This window comes from Flavobacterium koreense (assembly GCF_054776075.1).
In genome coordinates, this window is the sequence record NZ_BAAHCF010000012.1 from 27,493 (window position 1) to 42,194 (window position 14,702).

At 31.2% G+C, this 14,702-nt stretch carries 9 protein-coding genes; 3 read left to right on the plus strand and 6 right to left on the minus strand.

The window, feature by feature from the left end; all coding sequences use genetic code 11:
* Window positions 1–12 precede the first annotated feature (12 nt).
* The gene (locus ACYU7A_RS06345; protein WP_460575052.1) at window positions 13–1,662 is read left to right on the plus strand and encodes a PNGase F N-terminal domain-containing protein; all 1,650 of its coding nucleotides are present in this window, start codon (window positions 13–15) and stop codon (window positions 1,660–1,662) included.
* Between the two features lie 37 nt (window positions 1,663–1,699).
* Here ACYU7A_RS06345 and ACYU7A_RS06350 read toward each other — a convergent pair whose 3' ends face one another.
* From ACYU7A_RS06350 to ACYU7A_RS06365, 4 genes are all read right to left on the minus strand, one after another.
* Window positions 1,700–3,061, minus strand: coding sequence for a pyridoxal-phosphate dependent enzyme (locus ACYU7A_RS06350; protein ID WP_460575053.1), 1,362 nt, complete (start codon window positions 3,059–3,061; stop codon window positions 1,700–1,702).
* Window positions 3,062–3,261: 200 nt separating this feature from the next.
* Window positions 3,262–5,211: a putative porin gene (locus ACYU7A_RS06355; protein ID WP_460575055.1), complete on the minus strand. Its 1,950-nt coding sequence runs from the start codon at window positions 5,209–5,211 to the stop codon at window positions 3,262–3,264.
* A gap of 119 nt (window positions 5,212–5,330) precedes the next feature.
* Window positions 5,331–7,016 carry a SusD/RagB family nutrient-binding outer membrane lipoprotein gene (locus ACYU7A_RS06360; RefSeq protein ID WP_460575056.1) on the minus strand — a complete coding sequence of 562 codons (1,686 nt, stop codon included), beginning with the start codon at window positions 7,014–7,016 and terminating at the stop codon, window positions 5,331–5,333.
* A gap of 11 nt (window positions 7,017–7,027) precedes the next feature.
* Complete coding sequence (locus tag ACYU7A_RS06365; protein WP_460575057.1) at window positions 7,028–10,279, minus strand: SusC/RagA family TonB-linked outer membrane protein; 3,252 nt, start codon at window positions 10,277–10,279, stop codon at window positions 7,028–7,030.
* A gap of 199 nt (window positions 10,280–10,478) precedes the next feature.
* Between ACYU7A_RS06365 and ACYU7A_RS06370 the strand changes: the two genes are divergently transcribed.
* Window positions 10,479–11,078: a ribonuclease HII gene (locus ACYU7A_RS06370; RefSeq protein ID WP_460575059.1), complete on the plus strand. Its 600-nt coding sequence runs from the start codon at window positions 10,479–10,481 to the stop codon at window positions 11,076–11,078.
* 8 nt (window positions 11,079–11,086) lie between these two features.
* Here the strand turns inward: ACYU7A_RS06370 and lipB are convergent, their stop codons facing one another.
* Together lipB and ACYU7A_RS06380 are read right to left on the minus strand one after the other, a co-directional pair.
* Complete coding sequence (gene lipB / locus ACYU7A_RS06375; RefSeq protein WP_460575060.1) at window positions 11,087–11,791, minus strand: lipoyl(octanoyl) transferase LipB; 705 nt, start codon at window positions 11,789–11,791, stop codon at window positions 11,087–11,089.
* A complete protein-coding gene (locus ACYU7A_RS06380) occupies window positions 11,791–12,615 on the minus strand; it encodes a hypothetical protein (protein WP_460575061.1) in 825 nt (274 codons plus the stop codon). Before ACYU7A_RS06380 ends, lipB begins: the two co-directional genes overlap by 1 nt.
* Before the next feature lie 331 nt (window positions 12,616–12,946).
* Here ACYU7A_RS06380 and lysS point away from each other — a divergent pair, with 331 nt between their 5' ends.
* Entirely contained in the window at window positions 12,947–14,695 is a 1,749-nt protein-coding gene (lysS, locus tag ACYU7A_RS06385) for a lysine--tRNA ligase (RefSeq protein ID WP_460575062.1), read from the plus strand.
* Window positions 14,696–14,702: the final 7 nt, after the last annotated feature.

The window sequence follows — 14,702 nt, forward strand, 5'->3', positions numbered from 1 at the left end:
AAACAACACATCATGAAACGACTTATTTTATTTGTTATTCTATTATTTTCGTCATTAACATTTGGTCAAACGAATTATAAAATAACTTACACTCGAACTTCTAATGGAACTTTGGTTGAAAATCAAGATCCAATTTTGGTGTTTTCAAATGAAACTACTTCATTAATCTCCTCAGAATCGATTCAAAATAGTAAAGCTACTTTTCCTTTTGAGCAAACTATAATTACTGGATTGAATTATTTTCAATTAGCTCAATTGAATAGTTCAAAATTAATTTCTACAAAAGACAGCACTTCCATTGGTAAACAAACCTTTGAATTACTTGGCGATACTAAAAAAATATTAGGATATACTTGTAAAAAAGCGAAAACTATTATTAACTCAAATACTATTGAAATTTGGTATACTAATGACTTAAAAGTAAAAGGTGCTCCATCGTTACTTGGTCAAAATTTAGGCTTGGTTTTGGAAACTGTTCGTAATGGAAACTTTATTGTTTCTGCAACTAAAGTTGAAAAAGTGAAACAATTTCCATCTTTGAAAGTTGATGAAACTAAGACTATAGATTTATTAACTTACAGAGATTTAGTTTGGAAAAGTAGGTTTACGACGATTTCAATTTTTAAAGATGAAATCATTAATTTTTCGGATGCTTCTATATCTAATGATAGTATTTTGAGATTTGCAAACGGAACTATTATTTTAAGAAAAGTAAAAATACCAACTATTGCTAAAGGAAGTCAGGTTTTTGTTGATGTAACAGAGCAATCTAATGGCGATGCTTATGACAGAACCGGTTCTGTGTTTATGATTCCGATGGATAAAAAAGTTTCCTTTTTGGATGGATTGAAAAATGGCGCTAAAACATTACCAGTCTATGAAAATGGAAATGGAAAACAATATCAAGGCGTTGTTTCTACAGATGATTATTCATCATTGATTGAATTGATGCGCTTTTTTACACCATTTGGAATTAAACAATACAATTCGCTTCAATTAAAAGATAAAATTTGGGAAGAAAAAGTGAGTTACCGTCAGGATATTTCTGAATTGACTGCGGCTTTAAACAATAAAGAAGTTTATATAGGAACTTTTATCGGAAATTATGATAAAGGCGGTCATAAAGTAAGTGTAAATTTGACTATTCATCCAGAGGAAAACGGCGTTAATAAAGCTTCTAATGTAGTATCGATTTTCAACACAACCAATGTTATGGAAATGGCTGGGCAAGAATATGGAACGATGTTTAATTCTGATAAAGGTTTGGTTGTGAACTTTAAATTAGATAAAGATTTAAAAAATGTAAGACTTAGATACATAACAACAGGTCATGGTGGATGGGAAAACGGTGATGAATTTGTGCCGAAGAAAAACACTTTGTTGTTGGATGAAAAGGAAGTTTTTCATTTTACTCCTTGGCGAGAAGATTGTGGTTCTTATCGTTTATACAATCCGGCTTCTGGGAATTTTCCTAACGGATTGTCTTCATCTGATTATAGTCGTTCAAATTGGTGTCCGGGAATGGTTACTAATCCAGTTTATATTGATTTGGGAAATTTGAAAGCTGGAAACCATACAATACAAGTTAAAATTCCGCAAGGTGCTAATGAAGGAAGTAGTTTTAGCGCTTGGAATGTTAGTGGTGTTTTAATTGGAGAATAAAAAAACCTACAACTTTCATTGTAGGTTTGATTAATTACTATTTTATTGAACCAATGATATCATATTTTGTAATGATATGATGCTTTCCATTTCCTAAATCTACTAGAACAGCTTGATTGTCTTTTGTAAAAAGTTTGGAAACTTCTTCAATTGGAGTTCCTAGTTTAACAATTGGATAAGGTTTTCCCATAACTTCTTTGATAGGTTTATCAGCAACATTTTTATCTGAAACATAGCTTTGAAACAAATCTGATTCGTCTACTGAACCAACGAATCCATTGATGTCTATTACTGGAATCTGAGAAATTTTAAATTTTCTCATTCTTTCAATGGCGTGAGAAACTAACTCTTCTGTACGAACAATAATTAAAGATTTATCAATGTGGTCTTTAATAACGTCTTCGGCTTTTGTTATTTCTTCATCTAAGAAACCACGTTCACGCATCCAATCGTCGTTGAACATTTTACCTACATATCTACTTCCTGAATCGTGAAACAAAACAACTACAACATCTTCTGGTTTGAAATGTTCTTTTAACTGATGTAATCCTTTTACACAAGAACCTGCTGAGTTTCCAACAAAAATTCCTTCTTCAAGAGCGATTTTTCTTGTATAAACTGCTGCATCTTTATCAGTAACCTTTGTAAACCCATCGATAAGCGAGAAATCTACGTTTTTTGGAAGAATATCTTCTCCGATACCTTCTGTTATATAAGAATAGATTTCATTTTCGTCAAATATTCCAGTTTCGTGGTATTTTTTGAAAACAGAACCATAAGTATCAATTCCCCAGATTTTGATATTTGGATTCTTTTCTTTTAGATATTTTCCAATTCCTGAAATTGTTCCACCTGTTCCAACACCAACTACGAAATGAGTGATTTTACCGTCGGTTTGTTCCCAAATTTCTGGACCAGTTTGTTCGTAATGTGCTGTTGCATTCGATGGATTATCGTATTGGTTTACGTACCAAGAATTTGGAATTTCTGTTCCTAATCTTTTAGATACTGAATAATAAGAACGTTCGTCTGTAGGTTCAACATCTGTTGGACAAACGATTACTTTTGCTCCAACTGCACGAAGAATATCCATTTTTTCTTTGGATTGCTTGTCGGTGATTACAAAAATACATTTGTATCCTTTTACAATAGCAGCAAGAGCTAATCCCATTCCGGTATTTCCAGAAGTTCCTTCGATTATAGTTCCACCTGGTTTTAATCTTCCATCGGCTTCGGCATCTTCAATCATTTTTAGAGCCATTCTATCTTTGGTAGAATTTCCTGGATTGAAAGTTTCAACTTTAGCAAGTACTAAAGCGTCAATACCTTCAACTACTTTGTTTAGTTTTACTAAAGGCGTATTACCAATAGTTCCTAATATATTTTCTGAATAATTCATTGGATTAAGGATTAAGGAATTATGATTTACGAATTATAATTTTTGAATGGCAAAGATATTGATAATAATATGGTTTTACAACACCGTGAACTTTGCAAAAATGGAATACTGTTTAACCCTGATGGGAGAAGTTACCGTGTAACTCGGACAGCAGGAATATGGCTTGGTAAAATTCGCAAGCGATTCGTTTCTAAATAAAACTATTGAAAGAAATTCCAAACTAGACCAAATCGAATCATGAAGTCATGGTATGGTGTGTTGGGTGCTGAATAGTATGTATTACCTGTAAAACTTGAATTAAAATGTTCTGCTTTTAGAAAAATTCTGGTTTGTCTTACTCTGGCATTTACAAAGAAATCTAGCATTGGAAAATTTCCTATTTGTTTTTCATTTTGCACAAAAAACTCACCTAAGATTGGGTTATAATCGTTGGCGTAATATTTTGTAAAATAATTTATAGTTATACCTGTTTGTAGAAACATTGCTTTTTTGAACACATTATCTGAAAAATAAATGGTACTTCTTAAAGTCACTTCAGGCACATTTAGAATCGTGTCTTTTTGAGTTACTTTTTGATATAGAAAAGTATTATCAAGAGCCCATTTTTTATATTTAAATTCTTTCGCCGCTTTTAAAGAAAGGTAATTAATAGTTCCAGAATATTGATGAGGCGTTACTAGTTGCTGGTTCGCTACTTGTTGAACATCATGAAAATACAAATAATCATTAAGTGTTGTGAATTGTGCAGTAGCATTAAGCCATTGTGTATTGGCATTTACTACTATATTATTGATTTTTTCGTTTTTAAAATTATTTAACCAATTGTAATTGACGTAAGTACTTTGATTGAGTATGTAATTAAGATTAGGAAGTTTACTTATATTTTGATATTGAAAAGAAACTTTATTTTTATCATTAATTTGATAATCTAAATTAGCATCAAAATTTCTGAAAGCTTGAGTTGAAATTGAATTGGACAGCATTGCCTTCCCATTCCATTTATTCTTTCTGTATTCGTATTGACCTCCAATAGAGTTAATAGTTGCTTTTAATTGGTTAGGAAAGGTTACACTTCCAACAGTTTGCACTAAACTATAAAAATACTTGTAATTAAAATTTTCTATAAAGAACTGAAACTTTCCAAGCGTTTTGTTCTCGTAAATAGCTCCAACCTTATTATATAATCTATCATATCTTGTATGATCGTTTATTTTTGTATAGGCTGCGGAAGGAACATCACCAAAACGTTTGAATACACCAGTACCTGTTCCAATTTCAGAATTTAAACTTGCCTGATTGTATTCAAAAAATTTATGTTCGTAATTAAGTTGATGTGTTATAAATAAATTATTGTTTGCATCTTTTGAATTTATTCTAAAACTATGGTCTAAAAAAAGTCGTTTACCTTTTAAGAAAGATTTTGCATCTGAGAGAAAAACTTGCAAACGTGGTCTATTTTTAAAGGCATCATCTTCACTTTCAAAATCTAATGGAATTGTCAAACCTCCATTTTCGCCATTCAATAAATCTTGACCTGTGAAATGGAAATTCGCATAATATTTTTTATTTTTAGTGAAATAACTTGAAGTAAATCTAAAATTTCCTGCGCTTGTAAGTTGATTAATGTATTTCCCTAAGGATCTTAATCCTTTAAAAGCAATTGAAAAATTAAAACGTTCAGAAGTATTTAAAGTTATTAAAGCATCGACATTTTGTCCTTGCTCCATTACCGTTTTAAAATAAAGTTCGGTTAATGGAGTTGCAACTGAATAATACTTAATATCATCTACTTCTAAATAATTAAAATGTTTGGCTTTGAAACCAAATTCAGGATAAGGATTAAATTTATTTAAACCAAAATCTAAGGTATTGTATGTTTGTCCTTCATTAGGAAATGGCATCAAACCAAAAATATCTCTTCTTAAATAATTATAATCATACTCTTTTTTAATTGCAAGAGTGGTGTCCACAAAAGTAGTATCTCTATCAATAGAAATAATTTTATATGATGTAATTGGTGCTTTTCTAGCTTGCTCTTTTGCTTTCTGTTCAGCGGTTTTTACCAAACTTTTACGCTTTTCCTCTTTTCCTTTTTCTTGAGATAAAAGTAAGCATGGAATAAACAACAATAAAAAATATAATCTTCTCATAGTAAATACAAAGCAACAAAAATAGACAATTGTTTATAAACTATACTAATTGAAAATCATAATATAAAGCAAAAAAAAAGACCACCAATAAATGGTGGTCTTTAAAATAAAAATATGTATTAATTTCCTAAAGCAGGATCACCTAATAACCAAAAAGGAGATTTAGAGTTAACTGTAAAAACTTCACCATTACCCATAGATGGAACATTAGCTGAATTTGCAACATATTCAGATACAGGATAAACAAGACGTTTTGGCTTATTTGGATTAGCCGCAGTACTTGCTAAAGGAGTTATTGGAAAACCTGTTCTAGTGTAATCAATGTAAGATTCTATACCATGAATACCGATTAAAGCAATCCATTTTTGAAACATAATAGCATGCAGTTTGTTTTCAAACGAGCCCAAAGTAATGCTGTAATTCAATTTACCATTAACATTAGTAATGTAAGCAGGAGCTCCACTTGCAAATCTAAAATCAAAACTAGATTGAACTCCATCACTAAAGAAAGTACTTGCACTTCCTACAAAATTATTATATCCAGTTTCTCCATTTGCTTTTCTAATACCAGCTTCAGCTAAAAGAAAACATATTTCAGATTTTGTCATAACATAACCATCAACAGCCGATAACTCATCAACAAATAATCCTTTGATATTGTAAGGATTAAAAGTACCAAAACCTTGTCTTCCCAATGTTTTTGTAGTACCTAAATCCGTTGGAGGGAATACGTTTGGTGATGTAAATCCTTGATCAACAGCTCTAAATATAGTTTGACTTGCTCCAGGTCTAAATATTCTAGTTCTTCTGTTATCGGCAACGTTTGGATAATCAACAGTAGAATAAGTTGGAGAAGTTCCATGTTTTAATTGAATTTTTGTAGATCCAGCATCAGCAGTAGGAAATGTAGAATACAATGATGTAGCTCTATAAAAATGACCTGTAGGTGCAATATAGTTATAATTTTGTAAAGCAGCAGGACTTGCATCATAAGCATAAGTTCCCCAAAAAGGGTTCTGTTTATCATTACTTGCCATAGAATAACCTGGATTAATCTTAACATCCTCAATTAGGAAATCATTTTGTGCAAGCAATGTTTGCAATTTAGAATCTCTGTAAGAACCAACAGCTCCAGTAGAATTAGACATACGAATAAGTAATCTTAGCTCAATATTGTTAGCAAAAGATTTCCATTTTGCCATATCACCACCTAACATAACATCAGAGGCAGTTACATCTTGTGCATTACCAGAAGCATTGTCAATTAATGTCCTTGCAGACTCCAATTCTTCAATTAATGATCTGTAAATTTGTTGATCATCATCATATTTAGGAGTAGTATTTAAAGAATATTTCCATGCTTCAGAATATGGTACGTTACCATATAAATCAACAATATATTGCATATAATGTGCCTTGCATATTTTAGCAACTGCTTGATAATTATCAAACTCACCATTTGTATTAGGGCGGTCTATTATACTTTGAAAATTACCAATACTTCTATATAAATTATTCCAAATTCCATTTTGAAATGAACTTGTAACATTTAAATTAAACTCATCAGAGAAACCTCCAGAAACCTGAAGAATATTTCCTGCCCATGCATTACTAAAAACATTCCCTAATTGATTCATGTTTATAGTTTGAGTTCTAAAAGCATTTGATTGAGCAGCCGACAGCAATTCACTAGGTACTAAATCTTCATATAAAGCCTGATTTGGATTATCATTTACATCCAAATAATTATCACATGAAAATAAAACGAAAGCAATGGCAATTGCTAAAAATTTATTTTTTTTCATAATTTTTTTTTTTAGAAAGTTAAATTAATACTAAAACCATAAGTTTTAGTTGTAGGATATTTACCAATATCGATTAATCCTTGAGCATTACCCGTGGTATTAGAAGCCTCTGGATCAGCATATCCCCTATTTTCACCACCATTTTTAGCTTTTAAGAATTTACCATCTGCTAAAAACACAAACGGATTTCTTGCATTAATTCCAAATCTAAATGATTCAAATCCAACTTTTTCAATAAGTTTTTTTGGTAATGAATAACTTAATGAAATTTCACGAATTTTAAGAGCTGTTGCATCAATTAATTGTGCTTCAGCAACACTACCATAATTTTGATCATAGTATCTCCACGTTGCATTATTACCACCTCCATTCACTGGATTAGTATTAGGAACATAATTTCCTGAACCAACTGGAAATTCAACGTTTGTAGGAAAAACATAACCAAATTCTCTATCAAATTCTCCAGATTCATATAAATGTCCTGCAAAAGAAAGTGTTCTTGTTACAGAAGAAAAGAAACTATGTCCAGTTCTAAAATCAGCAACAGTTGTTAGTTTTAATCCTTTATATTCAAATGAGTTTGTAAAACCAATGATATAATCTGGAGTAGCTTTACCAAGTATTGTAAAATTATTATTAATTACAGGAACATTGTTTGCATTTAACACAACATTTCCTAATCCATCTCTAACATAACTTGTCCCTTTAATTAATGGAAATTCTTGACCAACTTGAGCAAAAATACCAACAACAGCATTAGACTGTAAGTTAACTTCATCCACTCCATCAGCAAGTGATGTTACGACACTTTTGAATGTAGTGTAACTTGCTTTCATATCCCAACTAAAGTTTTTAGTTTTGATTGGAGTAACTCCTAAATCAATCTCAAAACCTTTGTTTTCCATATCACCAACATTAGTTTTCAATCTTGCTAAACCTGATGCAGAAGAAGTGGTTTTATTAGTAATCAAATCTTTAGTATCAGATTTATAAACGGAGCCTTCAAGGGTAATTCTATTTTTCAAGAAACCTAAACTTAAATTCAACTCTTTTGAAATTACATATTCAGGAGAAATGTCAGGATCAATATTTGAAGTTGTATTAACATAAGAGTTAGATGCTCCAAATGGGTAACCAGTTCCAAGTATTCCTGGAGCACCAGAAATTTCATAAGGAAGTACATTTGATGTATTACCAGTAACTGTTATGTTAGCAGATATTTTTGCATAATTCAACACAGAATTATCCTTTAAACTTGAAAATGCTTTAGTAGGTATAAATGAAACTCCAGCACTAGGATAAAATTGTGAACCTTTTACAACAGATGTTTTTTCATATCTTGCAGTGGCATTTAAAAATAAATAATCTTTATATCCAAAATCTGCATTAGCAAAGTATGCAACTTTTCTACTTTCAACCAATCTATTATCCAAACGGTTTCCAGCCCCAATAAATTGTCCAGGAGTAGCTCCAGTTCCAGCTGATGAATCCACATTATTAGGATTAAGCAAGTTATTTACATTATAGATACCTGGTTTATCTAAACCAGTTCCTCCATTTGTAATCAAGTTTCTTCTGTTATCTTGAATGTTATTACCTAAATTTAATTTAAAATTTAAGTCTTTAGTCAAATCATAGTTAAAATTAACTATAAAATCACTGTAATAACTTCTTCTTTTATCATTTTGAATGTAATAAGATGAAGAAAAGAAAGGAGTAGTTGTTAAATCAGAGTACAAGAACGTTGAACTTCCATTATAAAGATATGGAGCAGGAAGATTATATTCATAGTCAGTATTATATCCATTATTATGGTATTCACTTTGAACATTTCTTAACTGAACATTATTTGTATAATTTACATTAATGTTTTTATTAATTTCATAACCTAAAGTTAATACACCGTTCCAAATTTCTGATCTATCATCATATCTTAAATTTCTCGACATCCAATAAGGTGATTTGTAATATACTGTCCAGTGATGTTGATTCTCACCTGCAGCAAATTTCTCAACAGGTATATTCGTAGCAGTGTTTAATAACTCATCCATCAAAGAAGCATCTGTTTCTGTTGAATGAGCAGTAACAAAATTAACATTTCCGTCAATTGTAAACTTTCCAAGCTTTTTACCTCCTTTAAACAAAAAAGAATTTCTTACTACATTATCTCCAGCAACAACAAAATCAGTATTTTGTCTATTTGCAGAAAACAAAGCATACCCTTCATCATTTCCAAAATTCATAGAAAATCCGTTTTGATAAGTAGTTCCTGTTTTAAAGAATTTTTTAATGTTATCCTTAATTGGAGCCCAAGGAGAAAAGATAAAACTTCCATCTGCTTGCGGCAAACCAGTAGCCTGCATAGTACCTGACAATAAAGAGCCTTGAAAAGCTTCTCCCCAAGCTCCATTCTCAAGAAAATCATGATAAGTTTGATTTCCTGTACCATCATCAAATGAAGTAGGAACAGCCCATCCTTGTCCATATTTTTCTTGTCTTTTTGGCAAGAATAATATTTCCTCAAAATCTACTGAAGTATTTACAGAGATTCTTGGTTTGTTAGATTTAGACCCCTTTTTGGTTGAAACAATAATTACACCATTACTACCCACTTCTCCATACAAAGCAGCACCTTGTTGTCCTTTAAGAACATTTACAGACTCGATAATTTCTGGAGGTAATTGAGAAAGAACTGATGCAGAAGAAACAACATTATCAATCACAATCAATGCTTGAGAATCTCCTGTTATTGTTCTTGTTCCCCTTAAAACAATTCTAGTCTCTGCATTAACACCATTGCTAACTGTGTTAATTTGCAAACCAGAAACTTTTCCTGCTAAAGACTGAACAACATTTGGATTCACAGCTTGAGTAAGTTCTCTTGAAGAAACAACCTGACTACTTGAAGTAACAGCATCTTTCTTCTTTTTAATACCCACAGCCCCAACAACTACCTCTTTAAGAATAGTTGCTGATTCATTTAAAGCTACTTTATAGCTGTTAGCTGCTCCAACTGTCAATGTTTTATTGTCATATCCTGTAAAAGATACTACAAGAACATCACCAGCTTTTGCTTTTATGGAGAATTTACCATCCATATCGGCAGCAACTCCATTTGTTGTTCCTTTAATAACAACATTAGCACCAGGTAAAGGTAACTTACCATCGGTAATTGTACCTGTTACAGTTTTCTCTTGTGCAAACGAAAACTGCATTGATAACGCTACTAATAGCGTAAAAATCCATTTGAACTTCGATCTCATATTAAATTTATTTGAGTTAGTTATTCCGCAAACTTCTTAATAATTTCTTAAATAAACAAATAATACTTCGGAATATTACAATTTATTTTTGTTAAATTTTTTAAGCGGTTTACTAACATTGTGGTTGCAACACATTACTATGATGCAGAATTATGCAAAAGGTTGCGTTAAAATTTGTATTTTTATCAAAATTAATTTTATGTTAAGTTTAAGATATTCTGAATCACCTTATGAGTGCGGAACTGACGAAGCCGGAAGAGGTTGTTTAGCAGGACCTGTAACTGCTGCTGCTATTATTCTTCCGGAAGACTTTCAGTTGGATTTATTAAATGACTCAAAGCAATTATCTGAAAAGGTTCGAGAAAGATTAAAACCAATTATAGAAGAAAAAGCAATATCTTATGCTGTCACTCATTTGGAGCCGATAATCATTGACGAAATAAACATCTTAAACGCATCTATAAAAGCCATGCAAGAATGTGTTATTAAGTTAAATCCTATACCTAATTATATTATAGTAGATGGAAATAGATTTAAACCTATCAACAATATCCCATACAGCACTATAGTAAAAGGTGATTCTAAATATATGAGCATTGCAGCAGCATCGGTTTTGGCAAAAACTTACAGAGATGAATATATGGATAAAATACACGAGGAATTTCCAATGTATAATTGGAAACAAAATAAAGGTTATCCAACTAAAGAACATAGAGAAGCCATTAGAAAATATGGAACAACTAAATATCACCGAATGAGCTTTAGATTGTTACCAGAACAATTGAAACTAGATTTATAATATTGATTTTAGGAAATTTGAAATTCTGATTCAAATAATTTTGAGAAATGTTTTTGAATTTTTTCTTTTACTTCTTCTTCATTAACACTTTCGACACCAAGTTCAACTTGCAATGATGTAACAGCTTTTCCTTTTATACCACATGGAATGATATTGTCGAAATATCCTAAGTTGGCATTTACATTTAGGGCAAAACCATGCATGGTTACCCAACGACTTGCTCGAACACCCATAGCGCAAATTTTTCTAGCAAATGGTGTTCCAACATCTAGCCATACACCTGTTTCACCTTCGCTTCTTGTTCCAGTTATATTGTATTCGGCCAAAGTTAGAATTATTACTTCTTCGAGAAATCGTAAATACTTGTGAATATCAGTAAAGAAATTTTCCAAATCTAAAATTGGATATCCTACTATCTGACCTGGTCCATGATAGGTAATATCTCCACCTCTATTTATTTTGTAAAAAGTTGCTCCTTTATCTTGAAGTTGTTTTTCTGATAAAAGTAAATTAGATATATCTCCACTTTTACCTAATGTATATACATGAGGATGTTCTACAAACAAAAAATAATTTGGCGTTTCAACCAAAGTATTTTCTTTTCTATTTTGAATTTTTATATCAACAATTCCTTTAAAAAGTTCTTCTTGATAATCCCAAGTTTCTTTGTAATCTTTTTTACCTAAATCTTGAAGCTTTATTTTTTTATTCATTATTCAAAAATCACTTCAAAATTAAGCTTCTCTGGATTTTCCATATAATCTTTCAAAGGATATTCTATGGTAATTGTTTTTCTGTCTTCGCTATAAAGTGCATTTTCAATAGAAATCTTTTTAACTGGTTTTGGAAATTGATAAACTACTTTGAAATTAGATTGGTCATAAAACATATCTAAAGATTCTTTCATTTTATTAGCAACATCATCCTCTGAACCTTCTTCTACCTCTTCAGTAACCTCTTTTTTCTTTTCAATTTTAGCTACAGTCTTTTTGAATGTTTTTCCATCATAAAAGAAACTTGTAGAAGAATTATCTTCTAAAGCATCTGGAGCCATTCCCATTCCACCAGATTTTTGACCTGTAGGAGAAATTGATTTCATTGATTCAACTGGAGACATTACATCTTGAAGTTCTGAAATTGAATTGAAATCTGTAAACATACTGTAATTCATTATTCCTTTTTCCTCATCAATAATGGTTCTCACACTAAAGCGTTCCATTTTTTTAATTTTGGCTTGCTCTTCTGGAGATAATTTAGAAATACTATCTTGTTTACTCGCAAACATTTCTTTGAAAGTAAAAGTACTGTCAACTACTTTTTTATTTTTTCTGTTTACCGTTTCTTTTTTATCTTTTTTAGTATCTTCTTTATCATCACCTTTAAATGCGCTACCCATCATTGACATCATTTTGGTACCGTCAATGTCATAAGCAAATTTACCCGAACCATTATCATTAATAATCATTTTTTCTGTTATGGTACAACTCGTCATAGCTAACGTAAGAAGTAGTGCAAAAAGTAATTTTATTGATTTCATATATGTGAAATTTATTTGTTAGTGGTAATATATGTAATCGCCTTTTTATTTATTGGTGCTTGCTTGCGCAAACTTGTAGTTAATGGCGATTTCATCTTTAATTTAATTTATTTTACAAATATACAAAAAGTTTACAATTTAGCCCTGACAGGAATGGCATCCTTTTTTTCTCGTTTTTTTTTAAAACGAGAGAAAAAGATAGAATGGATGGCAGGAAAATGGATAACAAATAAAGCCCAAGCCATTCGCTACTTTTACAAAATAAATTTGAAAATTGTTGTTTTGAAACTTTCTAACTAATACCTATCTTTGCACGCTTAAATACAATTATATGCAACTTTCAGAACAAGAAATCATTAGACGAGAAAAACTTGATGCTTTACGCACTCTTGGAATTAACCCTTATCCTGCGGATTTATATCCAGTAAACGCTACTTCTAAACAGGTGAAGGAAAATTTTGAAGAAGGTAAGAAGGTTAATGTTGCTGGACGATTGATGAGTGTTCGAGATCAAGGAAAAGCTTGTTTTGCCGAATTACAAGATAGCGATGGCAGAATTCAATTGTATTTTAATAGAGATGTAATTTGTGAAGGAGAAGACAAAACGCTTTACAATCAGGTTTTTAAAAAATTGACCGATTTAGGTGATTTCATTGGTGTTGAAGGAGAATTATTCATGACTAAAGTTGGTGCTCAATGTATAAGAGTTGATAATTTTACATTCTTGAGTAAAACTTTACGTCCGTTGCCTTTGCCAAAAGTTGATGAAGATGGAAAAGTACACGATGCCTTTAATGATGCTGAATTGCGTTACAGAATGCGTTATGTTGACTTGGTTGTAAACCCAAATGTGAAAGAAGTTTTTGTAAAAAGAACGAAACTTTTTACAGCGATGCGAAATTTCTTTAACACTGCTGGATACATGGAAGTGGAAACTCCAATTTTACAAGCAATTCCTGGTGGTGCTGCGGCAAGACCTTTTATTTCACATCATAATGCTTTGGATATTCCATTATATTTGAGAATTGCTAACGAATTATATCTTAAAAGATTGATTGTTGGTGGTTTTGATGGTGTATATGAATTCTCGAAAAACTTCAGAAATGAGGGAATGGATAGAACGCACAATCCTGAATTTACTGCAATGGAAATTTATGTAGCTTACAAAGACTACAACTGGATGATGGAGTTTACAGAAAATTTATTAGAATATTGTGCAAATGAGGTAAATGGAACAACTGATGCAACTTTTGGCGAGCATAAAGTAAGTTTCAAAGCACCTTATGCTAGAGTTACTATGACCGAAGCCATTAAAAACTTTACAGGTTTTGATATTTCTGGTAAAACGGAAGTAGAACTTTTTGAAGCTGCAAAATCAATGGGAATTGAGGTTGATGCAACAATGGGTAAAGGAAAATTAATTGATGAGATTTTTGGAGCTAAATGTGAAGGAAATTTTATTCAACCAACGTTTATTACTGATTATCCAAAAGAAATGTCACCATTGTGTAAATCACACAGAGATAATCCTGAATTAACAGAACGCTTCGAGTTGATGGTTTGTGGAAAAGAAATAGCAAATGCATATTCAGAATTGAATGATCCTATTGACCAACGTGAACGTTTTGAAGCACAAATGGCTTTAAGTGAAAAAGGTGATGATGAAGCTAACGGAATTATAGATGAAGACTTTTTAAGAGCATTAGAATATGGAATGCCACCAACTTCTGGATTAGGAATTGGAATGGATCGATTGATTATGTTTTTAACCAATAATCCTTCTATTCAAGAAGTTCTTTTCTTTCCTCAAATGCGACCAGAGAAAAAGCAGTCGAAACAATTTGTTATAACTGGTGATGAAAAATTAATTTTCGACATATTAGAAAAGTCTGTTAAAATGGAGTTAGTTGATTTAAAACAAAAATCCTTTTTATCAGGAAAAAAATGGGATAAGGCGATTAAAGAATTATCAAACTCAGGATTTGTAAAAATTTATAAAGAAAATGAAATTCTATTCGTTGAAGATGTTCTATTAAAAAACGATCCCTCAAATGAGGAACCATTGTATGATTTGTATTAATATAGCA

What these genes read in the sequence shown, in the direction of transcription:
- ACYU7A_RS06370 (WP_460575059.1), top strand. Translation starts at nt 10,479, where the DNA reads ATGTTAAGTTTAAGATATTCTGAATCACCTTATGAGTGCGGAACTGAC.
- ACYU7A_RS06380 (WP_460575061.1), bottom strand. Translation starts at nt 12,615, where the DNA reads ATGAAATCAATAAAATTACTTTTTGCACTACTTCTTACGTTAGCTATG.
- ACYU7A_RS06365 (WP_460575057.1), bottom strand. Translation starts at nt 10,279, where the DNA reads ATGAGATCGAAGTTCAAATGGATTTTTACGCTATTAGTAGCGTTATCA.
- lipB (WP_460575060.1), bottom strand. Translation starts at nt 11,791, where the DNA reads ATGAATAAAAAAATAAAGCTTCAAGATTTAGGTAAAAAAGATTACAAA.
- ACYU7A_RS06350 (WP_460575053.1), bottom strand. Translation starts at nt 3,061, where the DNA reads ATGAATTATTCAGAAAATATATTAGGAACTATTGGTAATACGCCTTTA.
- ACYU7A_RS06355 (WP_460575055.1), bottom strand. Translation starts at nt 5,211, where the DNA reads ATGAGAAGATTATATTTTTTATTGTTGTTTATTCCATGCTTACTTTTA.
- lysS (WP_460575062.1), top strand. Translation starts at nt 12,947, where the DNA reads ATGCAACTTTCAGAACAAGAAATCATTAGACGAGAAAAACTTGATGCT.
- ACYU7A_RS06360 (WP_460575056.1), bottom strand. Translation starts at nt 7,016, where the DNA reads ATGAAAAAAAATAAATTTTTAGCAATTGCCATTGCTTTCGTTTTATTT.
- ACYU7A_RS06345 (WP_460575052.1), top strand. Translation starts at nt 13, where the DNA reads ATGAAACGACTTATTTTATTTGTTATTCTATTATTTTCGTCATTAACA.